Origin of the sequence: Faecalicatena contorta (genome assembly GCF_003149105.1) — a bacterium.
GTDB classification, from domain to species: domain Bacteria; phylum Bacillota; class Clostridia; order Lachnospirales; family Lachnospiraceae; genus Muricomes; species Muricomes contortus_C.
Genome location: NZ_QGDS01000003.1, coordinates 339961 through 360556 on the forward strand (window position 1 = coordinate 339961; position 20596 = coordinate 360556).

Below are 20596 nucleotides of genomic sequence, written 5' to 3' on the forward strand. Positions count from 1 at the left end.
ATTTTGTCCATTTTTTTATTTTTAATTCTTTTGATATTCTGCTTCAGTTCTGTGAAATCATTCTTTTGTTCCGGATAAATCCTCTTCGCCCAGAGACAAAACTGTATTTACTTTTTCGCCTTCTTTATACTCTATCGTTACCTCCTGCCCTGTTTCATATTTGATAATATCAATAAAATCCACTACTGACACATCAAATATTCCATCTGAGCCTTCCAGCATAATATAGTAATGGGAATTTCCCTCTACAACACCCTGAGCAATTTTCGTGATTTTCGCCGTCATGGTTTTGATTTCACGGGTATCTTTTTCCACTTCCTTAATGCCGTTTTCATACATCAAGTCTGTATAGTTATCTTTACAGGCACTGACAGTATCCCCTGTGGCTACTATCTGATATTTCTGTACATTTACCATTGCATATTTTTTTACAAGTCCTGCATCATCCTTAAGGGCCATAAAATAAGTCGGCTCCCCGGAAATATTCAAAAGCAGTGGAAACGTGGCTTTGTACTTCAAATGCTGTACCTGACCTTCTGCCGATGACATGGCAGATTCTTCTGTAGCACCTTCCACTTCATAAAATTTTGTTTCCATTGTACGCTGGTTAATCAGCACAAATCCTACGTTGGACTGGTCTCCGCTGACAGAAGTTACCCCAGTGTATACCCATACATCATCATCCTTTACGATATAATTATATCCGCTTGTTGTCTTGAGGCAGTCTTTTTGTCCCAGGATGCTATTGAAATATCCATGCTTCAAGGTGCCATAATAATCATAAAGTTCTACAAGTAAATCTGCGGAGTATGCCCTGTCTATCCATGACGGCACCTCTCCAATTTTGTAGTCTATGGTTTCTCCTGTAACAGCATTGCACAATACAACATGCCCAACAGTAGTTCCGCCAAAAAGACCAATATTAAATTTCTTCACCGGACAAACCCAGTACGGTACACCATCATCGTCAATTTCAAAACTCAGTTCGTTAAAAATGTAAGTGGGATATTTAAATCTCAAGTGACGGTAAATATTTCTGTTGAAATGGTCACTTGTAGTATACTTCATCCCCTCCTCCAACTTCACAAGCTCCGTATTTTGTGTTGCCATGTCAATTCTGATGTACGCAGGTATTCCCTGTTTCTGGTTTGTAAGCCACTTAATCAGGTTTGCATAGCGAAGAGGCGACACTCTGACAGGCTGATTCTGATAATTAATCTGACTGTACAATTCATCTACTTCGAACTGGGATACCATATTAACCATGCTTCCCATCTCGCGGTTTCCGAGAATTGCTGCAGAGTCTCTGTCCAAAAGCGGTATCTGCTCAAAAGGCAGCTCCTCAACATCCTGCGTAAATACCCCTTCTTTTACAGTCAGAAGCTTCTGATATTTCTTTGCATTTACAATCGGTGAGGATAACAGGGTTCCCGCCAGATAAACCGCTGCGACCAAAATCAGTACTCCCGCCATTACTTTAAACCCTTTGGACTGCTTCAATTCATGCATGTTCAGACGCTTTCTTCTAACATAAATCAGCGCCGCAGCTATAATGAGCACAAATAAAAACATCCAGAAATCTGATGAATGAATATTAAGGGCCGGCAGGGCTACATAGTAATATACCGCGGCAATTACTATAAGTCCTATAGCTATTAGCAGTTTCATTTTACCTTTTTTCATACTTTACTTTCTTTTCCTTTCTTACTTTTTGTTTACTTTTCTTTTCGGGCCTGCTTTGAAAACACTTCCAAAACCCATTATGATGCTTTTAAGAGTTTTCCCTAAAATCTTCTTCGCCACAAATCCGGTGATACCAAAAGCAGATATGGGAATATTTCCAGTCTGCCTACAAGCATATCAAAACATAGTACAATTTTAGATAACCACGAAAAATTATTAAAGTTCTCCATCGGGCCTACCTGTACAAAGCCCGGTCCAACATTGCTCAGTGTTGAGATTACAGCACTGAATGTGGTCATAAAGTCAAAATTATTAATAGAAACAAGCAAAACAGATATCATCAAAATCAAAATGTAACAAATAAAATAAATATATACATTATTTACTATCTCTCTGCTGACTTTCTTCCCATTAATCCGCACAATCGTAACAGACTTGGGATGAAGCATCTGCCTGATCTCCTGTTTGATACTTTTCATTAATATTAAGAAACGGGCCACCTTCATACCGCCTCCCGTAGAGCCTGCACAGGAACCAATCATCATCAGTCCAAGGAGAATCATCTTTGAAAATTGCGGCCACAACTCAAAGTTTGCCGTGTAAAAGCCTGTTGTTGTGATTACGGACGCCACCTGGAAAGATGCGTAGCGGAATGCGTGAAGTATATTTCCATATATACTTAATATATTTATCACAATCATTGCAATGGATCCAAGGACAATTCCCAGGTACACGCGAAGCTCTTCATTTTTCAAAACTATCTTCCATTCTTTCAGACGAAGTAAGAAATACAGGTTAAAATTCACCCCGAATAAAATCATAAAAACTGTGACAACTCCATCTATATATGCACTGTCATAATGACTGATGCTGGCATTCTTACTGGAAAACCCTCCGGTGCCCGCAACACTGAATGCGTGAACCAGTGCATCATAAAAATTCATTCCCCCCAGCAGAAGGAAAACAACCTGTGCTGCTGTCAAAACAAAATACATGGAATATAATATCTTTGCCGAGCTTCTTGCTTTAGGTACAAGCTTCCCTGCCACCGGCCCGGGTATCTCCGCCCGCATCAGATGCATAGAGTTCTCGTCATCCAGAGAAGTCAGCATCATGACAAAGACCAGAACACCCATTCCTCCAATCCAATGTGTAAGCCCCCTCCAGAACAGCATACCTTTTGGCAGTACCTCAATATCAATCAGTATCGTAGAACCTGTGGTAGTAAAACCTGATACAGTCTCAAAAAACGCATCCAAATAATTAGGTATGCATCCTGAAATCAAAAAGGGAAATGCTCCAAACAAAGACCACAATACCCACGCAAAACCAACAATTATTAGGCCCTCTTTTCCATATATAGTCTTATTTTCTGGTACTTTGCGTCCAAAAACCAGGAAGATTAAAAAAAGCACCGCACTGACAATAATAAATGAAAACCCGCTTCTTTCGCCATATACAAATGAAACTCCAGCGGGAATCAGAAGAAGCACGCCTTCGACTCCCAGCATCTTCCCTAAAATGAATGCTGCCATTTTATAATTCATCTATCCACACCCAGACTAACTTGCTGTAACCCGCCGCCTTATGGAAACGGAAGTCTTAACTCCTTTCAAGATTCTGCATTAAAACCTTCTTCGCCACAAATCCGGTGATATTAAAAGCAAGTATGGGAATATTTCTAACCTTCCCACAAGCATATCAAAACATAGCACAATCTTAGATAACGGAGAAAACTCATAAAAATTCTCTACAGGTCCTGCTAATGATATGCCAGGTCCCACATTATTTAATGTTGTAAGTACGGAACTGAATGTTGTAGCAAAATCATAGTTATTAATGGATACAAGTAAAACTGACAGCATCAGTATCATGATGTAACATATAAAGTAAACATATACACCGCGCATAGTATCATTGCCAACTCTTTTACCATTTATCTGCACGATTGTCACAGACTTAGGATGAAACATCCTGCGGATCTCCTGCTTTACTATTTTTACCAATATCAGCAGCCGGGATACTTTGATACCGCCTCCTGTAGAACCTGCACAGGCGCCGATTACCATCAGACCAAGCAGAATCACTTTTGACAACTCAGGCCATAGGTTATAGTCAGCCGTATAAAATCCAGTTGTCGTAATAACCGATGCCACCTGGAAAGAAGCATAGCGGAACGAGTGAAATATATTTTCGTACGTATGCAGTATATTCACAGTAATAACTGCTATAGAACCGACGATAATTCCCAGATACGCATGAAGTTCTTCATCCTTTAAGGCTGCTTTCCAGTCCTTAAGCCTGATTAAAAAATATAAGTTAAAGTTTATCCCAAACAAAATCATAAAAACAGTAATCACACCATCAATATAAGCGCTGTTATAATAACTGACACTGGCATTTCTATTCGAAAACCCACCGGTGCCAGCAGTACTGAATGCATGAATCACAGCATCATAAAAGTTCATTCCCCCCAGCAGAAGGAAAATGACCTGCGCTGCTGTCAGAACAAAATACATGAAATATAATATCCTTGCAGTACTTCTTGCCTTAGGCACAAGTTTCCCGACCACTGGCCCGGGTACCTCTGCCCGTATGAGATGCATGGAATTATCATCATCCAGGGTTGTCAGCATCATAACAAAGACCAAAACCCCCATTCCTCCAATCCAATGGGTAAGCGACCGCCAAAACAGTATCCCTTTGGGAAGTATCTCTATATCAGTCAATATTGTGGAGCCTGTGGTAGTAAAACCTGATACAGTCTCAAAAAATGCATCCAGGTAATTAGGTATGCTCCCGGAAATCACAAAGGGAAGTGCTCCAAACAAAGACCATAATATCCATGCAAAGCCGACAATTATCAGGCCTTCCTTTCCGTATATAGTCTTGTTCTCCGGTACTTTACGCCCCAAAATCAAAAAGATTAAAAAAAGTACTGCACTGACAATCAAAAATGTAAATCCGCTTTTTTCTCCATATATGAATGAAACCACAGCGGGAATTAGAAGAAGCGCACCTTGAACTCCCAGCATTTTCCCTAAAATAAAAGCTGTCATCTTATAATTCATTTGTTTTCACCTATAGTAAAATATCCTGTATGTCCTGTATTTGCTTTTCCATCGTGATAATAATGACGCTGTCACCTACCTGAATACGATCGTCACCACCAGGTATAATAATCTCACGCTTTCTTGCAATACATGCAATTAGGTTATTGGCCCTTAAAGTCAGGTTCTTCAGGGGTATATTGGTATATTTGGTCTCAGCTTTCACAATAAACTCCAAAGCTTCAACTTTCCCGTCGACAAGCTGGTACATTGCCTCTACATTTGCACTGCTCTGTGAATTTCTGCGGGCGCGTACATAACTAAGAATTACATCTGCTGTGGCAGTCTTGGCAGAAACAATACTGTCAATACCGAATTCTTCTATCATCCTTGCCCTTCTGTCTTCATTCACCTTCGCAATAACCTTAGATACACCCTGGCTCTTTGCGAACAAAGACATGATAATATTTTCTTCATCCATTCCTGTCAGCGCAATCAGGGCGTCCGCTTCTTGTACACCTTCTTCCATCAACAAGTCATGATCCGAGGCATCTCCATTAATGATAATTGCTTTTGGGAGAAGCTCACAAAGGTCCTCACATTTGCTTTCCACCTTCTCTATAATCTTCACCTGCATTCCCAGTTTACATAATTGTGTGGCAAGATAATAGCTAACCCGTCCGCCCCCGCAAATAATTACCTTTCGAACCTTGTTTTTCTTCTGTCCAAGCAATTTAAAAAATAGTTCAGCATTCACATGGGAAGCGGCAATATGTAAACGATCGCCTTCACGAAGCACATATTCTCCACTTGGGATTACAACCTCTCCCCCCCGCCTTACTGCGCAGACCAGTACTTTAATCTGAAACCTGTCATATATTTCCATCAAGGACATCCCGGCAAGATGGCTGTTTGCAGTCACTGGAAATTCAATCAGTTCCACCCTTCCTTTTACAAAAGTTTCAATTTTACTTGCCCCCGGAAATAATAAAAGGCGTCCTATCTCCCCGGCTACAGCCAGCTCAGGATTTACAACCATGCTCAGATGTAAATCTTCTTTCAAAATACCGATTTGCTGGTAATATACCGGATTCCGTACTCTGGCTATAGTATGCTTTGCCCCAAGTCTCCTTGCAATCAGACAGTCCAGCATATTACATTCGTCCATTGAAGTACATGCAATCACAAGATCTGAATGCGGCACATCCGCCTCCTTCTGGACTTCTACGCTGCCCCCGTCACCAGTCACACAAATAATATCCAGCGTGTCAATAGCTTCGCGCAATTTCTTTTCGTTACTGTCAATCATTACAATGTCATAATTTTCTGCGGAGAGCTCCTGAGCCAGTTTATAGCCAACTTTTCCATCTCCAATAATAACTATCTTCATTTGCCTGCCCTCAACTTTATTTCTGCTTGTTTTATTTCTACTTGCCAAAGCAGCTATTAAATATCTGCTCTTTACCTCAACAGTAGAGCAATTATAGCACCTTTGCAAGTAAACTACAACCACTTTACACCTTATACCTGGTTTATTCTATTGAGATATTCTGCTTCCATGCTTGTAGACTCTTCCCTTATGGGATAGAATATAAGTATTATACGACATAAATAAAATACTAAGGGAGGACTAACTTATGAAATTAAGTGCAAGAAATCAGATTGCCGGTAAAATTGTTCGTGTTGAAGAGGGTGCAGTCAACGGCATTGTCGCTTTAGAATTCGATGGCGGTACTATCTCCGGAACAATCTCAATGGTTTCCATCAAAGAATTGGGACTATCCCCGGGCAAAGACGCTGTTGCCATAATAAAGGCTACTGAAGTTATGATTGGTCTTGGCAATCTGATATTAAGCGCCAGAAATAAAATTAATGGTACAATATCCTACATTGAGGAAGGCGCAGTTAATGCTATCGTCACCTTGGATGTTCCGGGAAACAATCATATTTCTGCCACCATTTCCATGGCTGCAGTCAAAGAACTTGAGCTTGCCGTTGGTAAGGATGCCATTGCAGTAATAAAAGCAAGTTCTGTTATGTTTGCAGCAGAATAAAGAGTTTGCAAGCAAACTCTTGCACCTGGGTTGGTCGCATAGCGATATCTACCTCTTACGCCGCAGTGCCCATCTCCCGGAGGGTTTTTATATAATAGGAAACGCAGTTTCCTATTATATAAAAACAGCGGTCTGCAAGGAAACTCAAACCGGTTCCCTATGCAGACCGCCGTTCTTATATTCTCAAGTTTTTATTCTTCCGCAGCCCTTGCCGCAATTTCCTTTTCCTGTACGTCTGCCGGAGCCTGTTCATATCTTGCAAATTCATAAGCATATGTACCTCTGCCGCCTGTCATAGAACGAAGTACTGTACAATACCCGAACAGCCCTGTCATAGGAATATCTGCTTCAATTACCTGTTTACCTCCGGCAATCGGATTCATTCCCAGCACACGTCCGCGCCGTTTATTCAGGTCTCCCATAACATCTCCCGTATAATCATCCGGAACAGTCACCTTGAGAGATGCAATTGGTTCCAGAAGAACCGGTCCGGCCTCCATAAATCCTTTTTTAAATGCCTGAGTTGTGGCTGTTTTAAATGCCATCTCAGAAGAGTCAACCGGGTGGTAGGATCCATCATACAGTACCGCTTTCACACCTACAACCGGATATCCCGCAAGAGGACCCTTCAATACAGAATCCTGCAGTCCTTTTTCAACTGCCGGGAAGTAATTCTTAGGCACCGCACCACCCACAACTACCTCTTCAAATACATAAGGAAGCTCCAGATCGCCTGATGGTTCAAATTTCATCTTAACATGTCCATATTGTCCGTGTCCGCCTGACTGCTTCTTATACTTTGTATCTACATCAGATTTCTTACGGATAGTCTCTCTGAATGCTACTTTAGGCATCCCTAATACAATTTCAACTTTATATCTGGCTGCAAGTTTACTTGCAGCAATCTCTAAATGCTGGTCCCCCATACCATATAGTAAAGACTGCCTGTTTTCACCGTCATTTTTTGCTTTCAATGTCATATCTTCTGCCATCATACGGGCAAGGGCCTGAGATACTTTATCTTCATCCCCTTTTGTTTTTACAGTGTATCTCATATATGTATATGGAACAGAATATTCTGTCTTCGCATAGGAAACTGGTGTTCCCTTTGTGGATAATGTATCACCGGTACGGGTATTAGACATTTTTGCAATGGCACCGATATCCCCGGCAAACAACTCCTCCACTTCTGAAGGCTTATTGCCGCACATGGTATAGATCTTGCCTGGTTTCTCTTCCGAATCCGTGTCCGCATTGTAAAGAATATCATCACCTTTAAGCACACCGGAGCACACCTTAACAAAAGAGTACTTACCAATGAATGGGTCAACCATGGTTTTAAATACGTAAGCAGTTTTCCCTTTAGAGAAATCATAGTTCGCTTCAAAAATCTCATTCGTAGTCCTGTTGATTCCTGCACAGCTTCTTCTGTCCGGACTTGGGAAAAATCTGACAATATCTGACAGTAGATTTGCCACGCCATGAGCCTGAAGATTTGCCCCCATTGCCACCGGAACAATAGATCCGTCCATTACCTCGGTACGCATCGCGGAACGAATCTCTTCTACCGAGAATTCTTCCCCTGAAAAATATCTTTCCATGAAATCCTCACTGGTCTCCGCTACAGCTTCCATCAGAGAGTCTCTTAAAATCTCCAGGTTTGGCAGACAGTAATCAGGAATCTCACATTCTTCCCTCTGTCCAGTTCCGGTATATCTTCTTCCTGCGTTCTTGATTATATTAATATAACCAACCAGCTTTTCATTCTCACGGATTGGCTGGAAATGAGGTGCAATCTTCTTTCCATACCGCTCTGTCAAATCTTCCACAACCTGTCTGAAGCTGGCATCATCCACATCCATCTCTGTTACGTAGATCATGCGGGGGAGATTATACTTATCGCACAATTCCCATGCCTTCTCCGTACCAACCTGTACGCCTGCCTTCCCTGATACTACGATAACCGCTGCATCTGCCGCACTTACTGCTTCCTCTACCTCACCGACAAAGTCAAAATATCCCGGAGTATCCAGAATGTTGATTTTCGCCTTTTCCCATTCAATAGGAATCAGAGATGTACTGATAGAGAAACCGCGTTTCTGCTCTTCTTTATCAAAATCACTGACCGTATTAGAGTCGGAAACTTTTCCCATACGGTTCGTTGCCCCTGATACATACAACATCGCCTCCGCAAGGCTCGTCTTGCCACATCCCCCGTGACCAAGCAATACTACATTTCTAATCTCGTCTGTCCTGTAAACCTTCATGCTGCTGCCTCCTTGTATGTCGTTATTATGCGCACTATCTAACTATACTTTTTCCGCACACATATTATGTATATATTGTACTAAAAAACTTTGGACATTACAACTCCTTTATGAATTTTTAACAAAAGAGTTCACAGTACATCACAGACCTAAGAAGGAGGCTAATATTAAGATTAACTCAGGGAATTATTCTCATTTTTTCATATATTACGGTCTCATATGGCCGCAGCTTACCCAGCCTTTCCCCCTCTTTTGCATAGTTGCCAAGTATCTTTTCATATGTTGTAAGTTCTACATTACCATTAAAAACAGCTTCTTTTCCCCGGAGATTACATAACACAATAATTTCTTCGGCTCCAAGCATGCGGCGGTAAGCCAGTACATCTGGATTTCTCTTATCCAAAAATTCTATATTTCCTTCCGCTATTACTGCTTTCTCTTTTCTAAGACATATCACCTTTTTATAGAATGAGAGAATCGAACTTTCATCCTTAGCTTCTGCCTCAGCATTAATTGTCTTGTAATTATCCGGCAGGCTAATCCAAGGTTCCACTTCTGTAAATCCTGCATTATCCTTGTCCGACCACTGCATGGGAGTCCGCGCGTTATCTCTGGAACGTGCCGCCAGAATTTCCAATGCGTCCTTTTTTGTTTTTCCCTGTTTTAGCATAATATCATAGTAGTTCAAACTCTCCACATCCCGGTACCGGTCAATTGACTCATATCCTGCGTTGGTCATACCAAGTTCCTCTCCCTGATAGATGTAAGGCGTACCACGCATCATATGTATGCTTGCTGCCAACATCTTGGCAGATTCCCTCCAATATTTTCTGTCATCTCCCAAACGGGATATTATCCTTGGCTGATCATGATTACACCAGAATACTGCGTTCCAGCCTTTTGCCTGCTGCATTCCCACCTGCCATATATTAAATAATTCTTTCAGAGCACTGATATCTGGTTCCATCAGTTCCCATTTATTTCCATCCCTATAGTCTATTTTTAAATGATGGAAATTAAAGCACATAGTAAGTTCCTTTTCGTCCGGGTTGGAATACCTGATGCAGTTTTCCAAAGAGGTAGATGACATTTCACCCACCGTCATCATGTCCTCAATTTCTGCATCACGAACCAGTTCCTTCAGAAAATCATGAACATGCCTTCCGTCTGTATAGAATCTTCTTCCATCCCCCTCAAAATCATCTTTATATACTTCCGGCTTGGAAATCAAATTCACTACATCGAACCGGAATCCCTTGATTCCCTTCTTTTTCCAGAAACGAAGAATACTTTTCAATTCTTCCCTTACTCTTGGATTCTCCCAATTCAAATCAGCCTGTGTTGCATCAAAAAGATGAAGATACCATTTTTTCAAATAAGGCACATACTCCCATGCCGGACCGCCAAATTTAGATTCCCAGTTCGTCGGAAGCTGTTCCGGCCTGCCGTCTTTAAAGATATAGTAGTCCATATATTCAGGGTCACCCCTCAATGCCTTTTGGAACCATTCGTGCTGGGTAGAAGTGTGGTTAAATACCATATCCAGCATCAAGCCTATCCCCTTTTTATCTGCTTTGGCAATCAATTCCTCCAGATCTTCCATTGTCCCGAACAAAGGATCTATTCTCCTGTAATCTGCCACATCATAACCATTATCATTCTGCGGAGATACAAAAAATGGAGTCAGCCACAGATAGTCCACCCCCAGGAATTCCAGATAATCCAGCTTTTCGATAATCCCCCTTAAATCTCCGATTCCATCACCATTTGAGTCTTTAAATGACTTTGGGTAAATCTGATATACTACCTTACTTTTAAACTCTAACATAGCCAGCTCCTCTCATCATTTCCAAGTCAAGTAACATACCTTGCAGCAAGCCACAGGGCATATTACCCCACGGACAGTCACCAGGTGGACATGCACGCATGCCCGCCTGGCTCGTTGCCTTCGTGAGAATCAACTACTTGGAATCTGCTTTGCTTTCAAATGTTGCAACTATAGTTTCGTTTGCTGCTGCCTGTATCCCTGTATGGAACTGGATATTTTCAGCATCGCCCACTCCGGTAATGATACACACTGTTACATCCTGGTGCCCTGCTTCTTTAATTTTACTTCTGTCAAACTGAATTAAAGGCGTTCCTGCCGAAACATTATCTCCTTCCTTTACCAGATATGTGAAACCGTCACCTTTCATATCTACTGTGTCAATACCTACATGAAGGAGCAGCTCCATACCATTATTCAGCATTAGTCCACAGGCGTGTCTGGATTCCTCCATCAACACCATTACTGTCCCGGCAGCCGGTGCACACAGCATCTCGTTTTCTGGAATGATCGCGACACCATCACCCATGATTCCTTCAGAAAACACACCGTCATTGACCTCTTTTAACGCGATTACCTTACCATTTAAAAATGCCTTTAATCCCTCTACAGTTTCTTCTATTTCAGCAACATTCTTTCCTGTGCCGATCTCCGCAAATATATCTGCCTGTATTCCATCTCCTTCTACATTAACTGGTTTGGCAATACCTCTTTGCTTCCCTGCAATTATTGTTAATGTGAAGGGAATCACAAATGCAATTGCCATGCAAATTGCAAAAGAAAACATATACTTCGGCTGAATGGAAAGAATTCCTGGCAGTCCGCCTACTCCGATAGCGTTTGCTGTCGTCCCGGTTGCCACACATACTATAGCTGCTCCGGCTGATCCTATCATTCCGCATATAAATGGAAAAAGGTATTTCAAGTTAACTCCGAAGATTGCAGGCTCCGTGACACCCAGGTAACAGGAAATAAATGCCGGTACATTTACTTCCTGGGCTTCTGCATTCTTTCTCTGCAGCGCGACCATTCCTAATACTGCGGAACCTTGTGCTATGTTAGATAATGCAATCATAGGCCACAGCATAGTTCCGCCATAATCCGCAATCAGCTGCAGATCAATCGCATTTGTCATATGATGAAGTCCGGTAATTACCAGAGGTGCATAGACAAATCCGAATATTGCACCAAATATAACTTTGAAAGAACCTGTAATTCCTGCATAAACCACACTTGAAATAATTGAGCCTATCTTCCATCCGATTGGCCCCAATACAAAATGAGCCGCAATCACTGCCAAAACAAGACTACAGAATGGAACTACTATCATGGAAATCACCTGTGGTGTAATCTTCCGGAAAAACTTTTCCAGATATACAAGCGTAAACGCTGCCAAAATTGCAGGAATTACCTGGGCCTGATATCCAATCATATTAATTTTAAAATATCCAAAATTCCATGCCGGAATATCTGCCGCTGCTGTTGATGCCACAGCATATGCATTCAGAAGCTGGCCAGATACCAGAGTTAATCCGAGAACGATTCCCAGCATCTGGGTGGTTCCCATTTTTCTCGTCACAGACCAGCAGATTCCTACTGGAAGCATATGGAATACGGCTTCACCTATGAGCCAGAGAAAATGATCAATCCCAGCCCAGAACTGGCTGATATCACACAATGTCTTTGTTCCATTCTCAAATATGTACAGACTGTCAATGCAGTTACGGAAACCCAGGATTAAACCTCCTACAATAATTGCAGGAATCAGAGGTGCAAAAATTTCTGCCAGTACTGATACAGCCCGCTGCAATATATTCTGGTTCTGCTTTGCGGCCTGCTTAACCGCATCCTTGGATACACCATCAATTTCCGCTATAACTACAAAATCATTGTAAAAATCCGCCACAGCATTCCCTATAATTACCTGAAACTGACCTGCCTGTGTAAAACTTCCTTTTACACTCTTCAAGGCTTCAATCTTCTTTGCATCTGCTGCCTTCGTGTCATTAAGTACAAAGCGCATTCTTGTCATGCAGTGAGAAACCGCTGCAATGTTTTCTCTTCCTCCAACCAGTTCCAAAAGTTCTTTTGCATCCTCTGCATATCTGCCCATGGATTTACCTCCCAATCTCCTCATTCTCTGGTATAACATACACCACGTTAATGATACATGTCTTCAATCTTGTTTAAACAAGTTTCTTAATTATTTTATACCACACTTGTTTAAACAAGTCAAGCGTGATTTTATATTTTCTTACAGTTCAGTCATTCCCCTTTTACTATGTGTATATCCTGCTTATTCCTTTCTGTCTTACTAACCTTTCCACTCTGACTCACTTGACTTCTTTTTTTCATATATTATAATGAATACAGATGTTTAAACAAGCAAGAATGAAAAGGATGATATTATGCCAAAAGCAAAGTTTGAAGTAATTTATAAAGACCTAAAACGCAAGATTGAATCGCTGGAATATCCCAGCCTGGGACTGCTCCCCTCTGAAAATACAATGGTAGGGATTTATGGCTGCTCCAGGAATACCATCCGCCGGGCCATTGCAGAACTGGCAGAGGAGGGGTATGTACAGTCCCTTCATGGAAAAGGCGTGCGCATTATCTACCAGCCAATAGATCAGGCATCCTTCACCATTGGAGGTATTGAATCTTTCAAGGAGTCTGCTGTCAGGAATCACAAAAAATACTACACAGAAGTTATCCAGTTTGCAGAAATCACTGCCGATGAAAGGGTGGCCCGAAAGACAGGCTTTCCTGCCAATAGTGAACTCTACTATATTCAGCGTGTCCGCTATCTGGAGAACAAAGCACTGATTTTAGACGTGAATATGTTTTTGAAATCTATTGTCCCTGGCCTGACACCAGAAATCGCCAGAGATTCCATCTATGAATATATTGAAAATAAATTGGGAATGTCGATTATTACAAGTAAACGCAAAATGACTGTAGAGCGCGCTACAGAAATTGACGAAAAACATCTGGATTTAAATGATTATAACTGCCTGGCTGTTGTCAGCGGACAAACTTATAATGGTGATGGCATTATGTTCGAGTATACCCAGTCCAGACACCGCCCGGATTATTTTTGCTTCCAGGACACGGCTACAAGAAAACGTTAAAAATTACCGCTAAATACTAATACCTCTTTTAAGCTTCCAAAACCGACCCGTTTCGATGAAAAAATGAAAAGCCTATAAGCAAAAATGGGAGCAGAAAACCCGAAAAAAAGGAAAAGCAAAACACTTGATTTTTCGGGTGCTTTCGCTTATAATGATTTTAGAAAACTGAACTTGGTTCTAGACTACATGTCAATTGTTAATTTTATGTCATTTTATAAATTAGACGGTTTTATTGTTAAGGTTAATACACCTGAAATCGGTAAAATTGAAAATCGCCTCCACAGCGGGGGATTTTAATAAGAAAGAATCTGACGGCCAAATAAAGCGAGACCTGAAGATTCAGAGAGGTTACAACAATCAAAGGAGGTATTTAGAAATGGAATTAAAACCAAATGTTAATTTCGGACGGTTTGAGGCTGCATTGCAGGTTGTAGATGCACACACCGTCGGAGAATTCTGCCGTGTGGTAATCGGAGGATTCCCGGAACCAGAAGGTACAACAATGATTGAAAAGAAAAACTGGATGATCAACAATTACGATCATGCCCGTACCGCTCTCATGTTTGAGCCAAGAGGACATCACGATATGTTCGGTGCATTCCTCTGTGAGCCTGTTAACAAAGAAGCAGATTTTGGGGTTCTCTTCATGGATACAGGCGGATATCTGAATATGTGCGGTCACTGTACAATCGGAAGTGTAACAGTTATTTTAGAGGCAGGGTTAAAAGAGGCGAAAGAAGGAACTAACCACGTAGTTCTGGATTCACCTGCCGGATTAATCCATACAGATGCAATCGTAAAAGACGGTAAAGTAGAGTCTGTAACATTAACAAATGTACCTTCTTTTGTTTACAAAGAAAATCTTTCCGTAACAATTGATGGAAAAGAAATTCCTTTTACCATTTCTTTTGGCGGAAGCTTCTTTGCTTTAGTCGATACAACCAAAATTGGAATGTCAGACATCAATCCTAAGACAATTCCTGATTTCCAGAAACTGGGAATGCAGCTGCTTGAAGCAATCAACAAAGAGGTTTCTATCCAGCATCCTCTGCTCGACATTACTTCTGTTGATTTGGTTGAATTCTATGGCCCTACACCAAATCCGGATCAGGCAACCATGAGAAATGTAGTTATTTTTGGGGAAGCTATGGCAGACCGTTCTCCATGCGGAACAGGTACAAGTGCAAAGCTTGCTACATTACATCACTGGGGAGAAATCGGCGTAGGCGAAGAATTTATTTATGAAAGCTTTATTGGAACCAGGTTCAAAGGCGTAATCAAAGAAACAACAAAGGTTGCTGATTACGATGCAGTAATTCCTATGATTACAGGAAGCTGTTACCTGACAGGTGTAGCTACATATTTAATCGATCCTACAGATCCATTGAAATATGGCTTCCAGGTAGGCTAATCAAACTGCAAGCCAGGCTTAGTTCATAGACAAGTCAGACCCACAGGTTTTATCAATCTTATAAAAGGATTGCCGCAAAATAACCTTTTTATTTTGCGGCAATCCTTTTTAATATTCTATACTTCTTAAACTACTAATGCTCAAGAAAGTACATATGACTTGTCAAATTCTCATATGACTTTCTAATTTCCCTCTAAAGAACGTTTCTTCGTAATAGTTACCTTTTCATCATAACATGTAAATATCTCATCTACTTTTTCCTTAGACGGTTTTGGTGTTATCAGACTTACAACAGGTACTATAATCAAGCCTGAAACCATTGCAACTGCCCCCGCATTAATTGGTGAAGCGATATAGCCAATGAACATATTTGATACCGTAATTCCTACTCCTGTAACAAAACTTGCCCATACAGCCGCATTAGTAACCCGTTTCCAATACAGTCCGTACAAAAACGGAGCTAAAAATGCTCCCGCTAACGCTCCCCAGGAAATTCCCATTAACTGCGCAATAAATGTAGGTGGGTCAAGAGCAATTAACACTGATACGACAATGAAAAATACAATAAATATCTGCATAGTAACAACCTGTTTCTTCTCGCTCATATTTTTCACAACATTATCTTTCAATAAATCCAAAGTCATTGTAGAACTTGAAGTCAGGACCAATGATGCCAATGTAGACATAGAAGCAGAAAGCACCAGCACCACAACAATACCAATTAACAAATCTGAAAGGGTAGAAAGCATATAAGGTATAATGCTGTCATAAATCATTGCTCCCGTGCCTGCATCATGGAGTGCCTCATTATCGAAAAGTCTCCCAAAGCCTCCCAGGAAGTAACAGCCGCCTGATATTATAATGGCAAAAAGTGTAGAAATAATTGCTCCTACATTGATAGACTTTTCATCCTTAATGGAATAGAATTTACTAATCATCTGAGGTAATCCCCATGTTCCCAGTGAAGTCAGTATTACTACACCAAGAAGATTCAACGGGTCTGGTCCGAAAAAGGAAGTAAAAGCACCCGGCTGTCCCTGGGTTACAGGGATATCACTTGGAATCTGTGCAAGTGACTGAACTGCATTCAGAAATCCGCCTTTTCCGGTGAGTACTGAAGCAATAACTGCAATAATTCCTCCCAGCATAATAATTCCCTGGATGAAATCATTGATAGCCGTTGCCATGTATCCGCCTAAAATTACATAAACAGCGGTAAATACCGCCATTGTGATGACACAATATGAATAAGGAATATTAAACGCCATTCCAAATAATCTGGACAACCCATTATACACGGACGCTGTGTAAGGTATCAAAAAAACAAATACTATTATAGATGCTACAATCTTCAAAGCATTGCTTCCATAACGCTCTCCAAAGAAATCAGGCATAGTCCTGGAATTCAGATGCTGAGTCATAACCTTTGTTCTTCTTCCCAGTACAACCCAAGCCAAAAGACTTCCTATCAACGCATTGCCAATCCCAATCCAGGTAGAAGAAATTCCATATTTCCATCCGAATTGTCCGGCATATCCTACAAATACTACTGCTGAAAAATATGTAGTTCCATATGCGAAGGCTGTAAGCCAAGGACCTACGGCACGCCCTCCCAGTACAAATGAGTCTACACTTCTGGTATGTCTTCTGGAATAGATTCCCACACCTACCATTACAGCAAAAAATACAATCAGTAAAGTTAGCTTAATCCCCATTTCTCATCCTCATCTCTCTTTTTTACTTTTACTAATTTACTTTAAAGCGTTACGCTTTAAAGCGTTAAAACATACAAACACATACTATCATATTGATTATGTTCCTGTCAAGAATAAAGAGTCCGGCAAGCCAGACTCTCAGGCCGAAGCGGGATCGCTTTAGCTGCCATTTCCCTTGTGCACGTAGGGCGATTCGCCGGAGGGCTGTTATATAATAGGAAATACAGTTTTCTTATTACATAACAACAAAATCCCCCTGGACGCTGCCAAAAAGCAGTATCACAGAGGGATTCATCTTATCTCACTTTTGACCGGTTATTTCATCTGATTTACACGGTCTTGTATAGTCTTGTTAAAGTTCTCTATCCTGCGGCTGTAAGGCTCATTCATATAGATAGAATTCAGCATAAAGTCTGCAGTCGCCAGATTATTTGCAATAGGAATATCATATACAACTGCAATTCTAAGTAAAGCCTTCACATCAGGGTCATGAGGCTGTGCTTCAAGAGGATCCCAAAGGAAAATCATAAAATCAATCTGCCCCTCTACAATTTTCGCACCTATCTGCTGGTCTCCTCCCAGAGGTCCGCTGCAGTATCCCCTTACCGGAAGTTCTGTTCTTTCAGCAATCAACTTAGCTGTAGTTCCTGTTCCACATAAAAAGTGGCCCTTTAATATATCCTTATTCCTGTCACACCAGTCCACCAGCTCTTTCTTCTTGCCATCATGGGCTACCAGTGCAATATGTTTTGCTTTTCCTATTTCCATAGTTACATAGCTATCTTCTAACATCATGTTCCTCCCGCTATTCTTATTTTTCTTATGCATCTCAGGCTTGGTATTTTCAAACCTTAGCTGCAAAGTATATCCTGCCGACTTGCTTATACTACTTAGTGAGATTTTTCCGAACCTAGGGTGAAAGTTCACCAGTGGTATGTTTTTCCGAACTTAGTAGTAAAGCACAACCTGCTGGCTTAGTGACATGGATGTTTCCATTTACTTAGCCTAACTGCTCCATCGAATGGAAACGGATGGATGCCAGCAGACCTATAATTACAGTTATTATAATACTATAAATCAGGATAATTGGGAAGACGAAATCCACATTCACCGTAAATCCAACTAACGCTGCAACTCCAACTCCCAGTCCCAGCAAGGTCATTTGAATCAGTGCCCGGATGATATCCTGCCCGGTCTTTCCAAGAGTGTCCCCCAGGAGACAATGGGCCACTACTTTCGTATACATACGGTTAGCTTGTAAGACCGTATAAATTAATATTGCCATTATAACCTGAAGCGGGCTGATTTTCCAGACAACACCAAATGTAATACAGAGAATACAGCCGTCTATAAGAGCTTTGATATGTTCCATCAGTGTGGAATACCACAATTTTTTAACCGGGCTGTCGGGAATCAAAAACAGATACGGATTTTTTAATTCATTTTCCCATTTCCCCAGATATCCTGTTAATATCAATGTCATATATGCAATAATCCCAAGCAGGAACATTTCAGGCATACCCGACTCCATAGCACTGTCCTTCATAACACGGGAAAGTAAAACTGCAATACCAAGTGTCAAAAGGGTCATCTTAGAAAAAACAAAGTACTTTTCTTTCTTGTATTCCAAAAGCTGTCTGTAAAATATAGCTCTAGCCCCTGTCACATTAAAATTATCATTCACACGGCGGAATTTCTTTTTCTTTTTTTCTATTCCGATTACCATCTCGCCGTTTTTGCTCCGCTTTTTCATCTCTGCATAGTTATCCGCAAACTTGGCTGCATCTTCATAATATCCACCTTCACACTTCATACGGCATGCTACAATCAGCAGCAAAGCAACTGTCAGCACATATAGCAGGGTACACACCAGATTCAGGCTTGACGGGCCTAAGAGAATCAGATGATATACTGCAATATTCCATCCTACCACCGGAATCATCTGTAAGCCCGTCCAGTCAATAAAAGCGAAAGCGGACTCCAGAGATACCCCGTATTTTCTAAAATACATCACAATAAACAAAGCAATTCCAACCAGGAACGCTTTGATAATCCTGCCAATCCATTTCATAACACCAGCCGGAATCCTGTCATTGGTATATAAATACACCATGATACTCCCTTCCAGCACAAGCTCCAAAACACACCCCGTCAGAAAGAACAGAAGCATCTTCCACGCAGCAACTTGAAATACCGTTACTCCGCTGATGAAGAACAAAATTCCCACTACAACCGACATCAAATAATTCATCCATGCACTATGAAGCAGTATTGTCTTAGGGCTGATTGGGGACGGAAACACAAAATGAGCATGTGCCGGCCGGAATATAACCCCCTTTTTAGACGAGTAGCTGACAAAGTTACCGAGAAACGCATATAACGTCCATACTGTTACGATTGCAAGGAGACCTTTTACTGACCCAAACTGAACCGACTTCACCAGCTGCCCAAGCATTACCAAAATAAAGACTGCATAAAGCACAGCCCCAATGATAATTAAAAGAGAGACCGGCTTTTTCAGAGCCTTTTTTATATTATTTATGAAGCTTCTTTTTGTCAGATATAATAATGCTCTCATACTTCTTCACCGCCTGTCTCCCAGCTCTCTGTCATCTCAAAGAACAAGTCATCTAAATCTTTTTCTCCCACCTCATCTTTCCGATAGGAACCTATGATACGGCTCTTTTCCATTACAAACATAATATCCCACAATTCCTCTACCATCTCCAGCATGTGTGTACTAATCAGGACCGTTACTCCTGTATTGCGCAGTTCAAGCACCATGTCTTTTAATTCCTTAATTGCTTTTGGATCCAGTCCTACCATAGGCTCATCCAGGAGAATCACTTTCGGATTGATAGCAAGAGCGCAGCAGATGCTCACTTTCTGCATCATTCCCTTAGATAATTCATTCCCCAATTTATCCTGCTTATCATGCAGATCAAAACGTTTGAGCATCTCTTCCACCTGCTCATCTGTAACGGGGCTGTCATATGCTTTCCGTACATATTCAATATGCTCTCTTACAGTGAGCGCCTCAAACATAGATGGTATCTCCGGAACATAGGCAAACATCCTTTTTGCCTCAAGCCGCTTTGAACCAATTCCCTGTATTCCAATCCGGCCGGTATATCTTAACAGTCCGGCAATGCATTTTATAATGGTAGATTTTCCGGCTCCATTTGGCCCCAGCAGAATTCCCACCTTTCCATCCGGAATGAAAAAACTAACCTTATCCACCGCCAGATGTTTTCCATATGATTTACTCAATTCTTGTATTTCCAGCATAATTCCCTCCTGTTAATAAAACTCTCGCATTATTGTACTACTTGTATAATACAATAATACGAGAGTTTTCTAATCTTGTCAATCATCTTTTTAATTCCTGTATCCTTGCTTATACTACTTGGTGAAACATTGAACACTTGGCGAGGTGTTTCACGAGCATAGTGAGAAAGTT

The 20596-nt window shown here is 41.1% G+C and carries 15 protein-coding genes; 4 read left to right on the forward strand and 11 right to left on the reverse strand.

All coding sequences use genetic code 11. The annotated features are described in order from the left end of the window. Window positions 1-57: 57 nt before the first annotated feature. The 4 genes from A8805_RS07325 to trkA all read right to left on the reverse strand — a co-directional run bounded on the left by A8805_RS07325 (window position 58) and on the right by trkA (window position 6123). Entirely contained in the window at window positions 58-1683 is a 1626-nt protein-coding gene (locus A8805_RS07325) for a hypothetical protein (protein ID WP_109709545.1), read from the reverse strand. 101 nt (window positions 1684-1784) lie between these two features. Beyond that, window positions 1785-3230: a TrkH family potassium uptake protein gene (locus tag A8805_RS07330; RefSeq protein WP_109709546.1), complete on the reverse strand. Its 1446-nt coding sequence runs from the start codon at window positions 3228-3230 to the stop codon at window positions 1785-1787. 78 nt (window positions 3231-3308) lie between these two features. Then, window positions 3309-4754 carry a TrkH family potassium uptake protein gene (locus A8805_RS07335; protein WP_109709547.1) on the reverse strand — a complete coding sequence of 482 codons (1446 nt, stop codon included), beginning with the start codon at window positions 4752-4754 and terminating at the stop codon, window positions 3309-3311. Between the two features lie 10 nt (window positions 4755-4764). After that, window positions 4765-6123: a Trk system potassium transporter TrkA gene (gene trkA / locus A8805_RS07340; RefSeq protein ID WP_109709548.1), complete on the reverse strand. Its 1359-nt coding sequence runs from the start codon at window positions 6121-6123 to the stop codon at window positions 4765-4767. 247 nt (window positions 6124-6370) lie between these two features. Between trkA and A8805_RS07345 the strand changes: the two genes are divergently transcribed. Beyond that, complete coding sequence (locus A8805_RS07345; protein ID WP_109709549.1) at window positions 6371-6787, forward strand: TOBE domain-containing protein; 417 nt, start codon at window positions 6371-6373, stop codon at window positions 6785-6787. 191 nt (window positions 6788-6978) lie between these two features. Here A8805_RS07345 and A8805_RS07350 read toward each other — a convergent pair whose 3' ends face one another. The 3 genes from A8805_RS07350 to treP all read right to left on the reverse strand — a co-directional run bounded on the left by A8805_RS07350 (window position 6979) and on the right by treP (window position 12992). Next, a complete protein-coding gene (locus A8805_RS07350; RefSeq protein ID WP_109709550.1) occupies window positions 6979-9054 on the reverse strand; it encodes an elongation factor G in 2076 nt (691 codons plus the stop codon). Window positions 9055-9232: 178 nt separating this feature from the next. Next, window positions 9233-10882, reverse strand: coding sequence for an alpha,alpha-phosphotrehalase (treC, locus tag A8805_RS07355; protein ID WP_109709551.1), 1650 nt, complete (start codon window positions 10880-10882; stop codon window positions 9233-9235). A 133-nt stretch (window positions 10883-11015) separates the two neighbouring features. Then, a complete protein-coding gene (gene treP, locus A8805_RS07360) occupies window positions 11016-12992 on the reverse strand; it encodes a PTS system trehalose-specific EIIBC component (protein WP_109709552.1) in 1977 nt (658 codons plus the stop codon). Window positions 12993-13287: 295 nt separating this feature from the next. On the opposite strand from treP, the gene treR reads away from it, so the two are divergent. From treR to A8805_RS07375, 3 genes are all read left to right on the forward strand, one after another. After that, complete coding sequence (gene treR, locus A8805_RS07365) at window positions 13288-14010, forward strand: trehalose operon repressor (RefSeq protein WP_109709553.1); 723 nt, start codon at window positions 13288-13290, stop codon at window positions 14008-14010. Between the two features lie 84 nt (window positions 14011-14094). Beyond that, entirely contained in the window at window positions 14095-14307 is a 213-nt protein-coding gene (locus tag A8805_RS22315; RefSeq protein WP_109709554.1) for a hypothetical protein, read from the forward strand. A gap of 79 nt (window positions 14308-14386) precedes the next feature. After that, on the forward strand, window positions 14387-15421 hold the full coding sequence (locus A8805_RS07375) for a proline racemase family protein (protein ID WP_109709555.1): 1035 nt from the start codon (window positions 14387-14389) through the stop codon (window positions 15419-15421). Window positions 15422-15603: 182 nt separating this feature from the next. Here the strand turns inward: A8805_RS07375 and A8805_RS07380 are convergent, their stop codons facing one another. The 4 genes from A8805_RS07380 to A8805_RS07395 form a co-directional block, all read right to left on the reverse strand. Next, window positions 15604-17136, reverse strand: a complete 1533-nt coding sequence (locus A8805_RS07380; RefSeq protein ID WP_109709556.1) for a sodium:solute symporter family transporter — start codon at window positions 17134-17136, stop codon at window positions 15604-15606. 315 nt (window positions 17137-17451) lie between these two features. After that, window positions 17452-17928 (reverse strand): methylglyoxal synthase, encoded by a 477-nt coding sequence (locus tag A8805_RS07385; protein ID WP_109709557.1) that lies wholly within the window; start codon window positions 17926-17928, stop codon window positions 17452-17454. A gap of 208 nt (window positions 17929-18136) precedes the next feature. Next, window positions 18137-19714: a putative ABC exporter domain-containing protein gene (locus A8805_RS07390; protein ID WP_109709558.1), complete on the reverse strand. Its 1578-nt coding sequence runs from the start codon at window positions 19712-19714 to the stop codon at window positions 18137-18139. After that, window positions 19711-20424 carry an ABC transporter ATP-binding protein gene (locus A8805_RS07395; RefSeq protein ID WP_109709559.1) on the reverse strand — a complete coding sequence of 238 codons (714 nt, stop codon included), beginning with the start codon at window positions 20422-20424 and terminating at the stop codon, window positions 19711-19713. Before A8805_RS07395 ends, A8805_RS07390 begins: the two co-directional genes overlap by 4 nt. Between the last annotated feature and the right edge of the window lie 172 nt (window positions 20425-20596).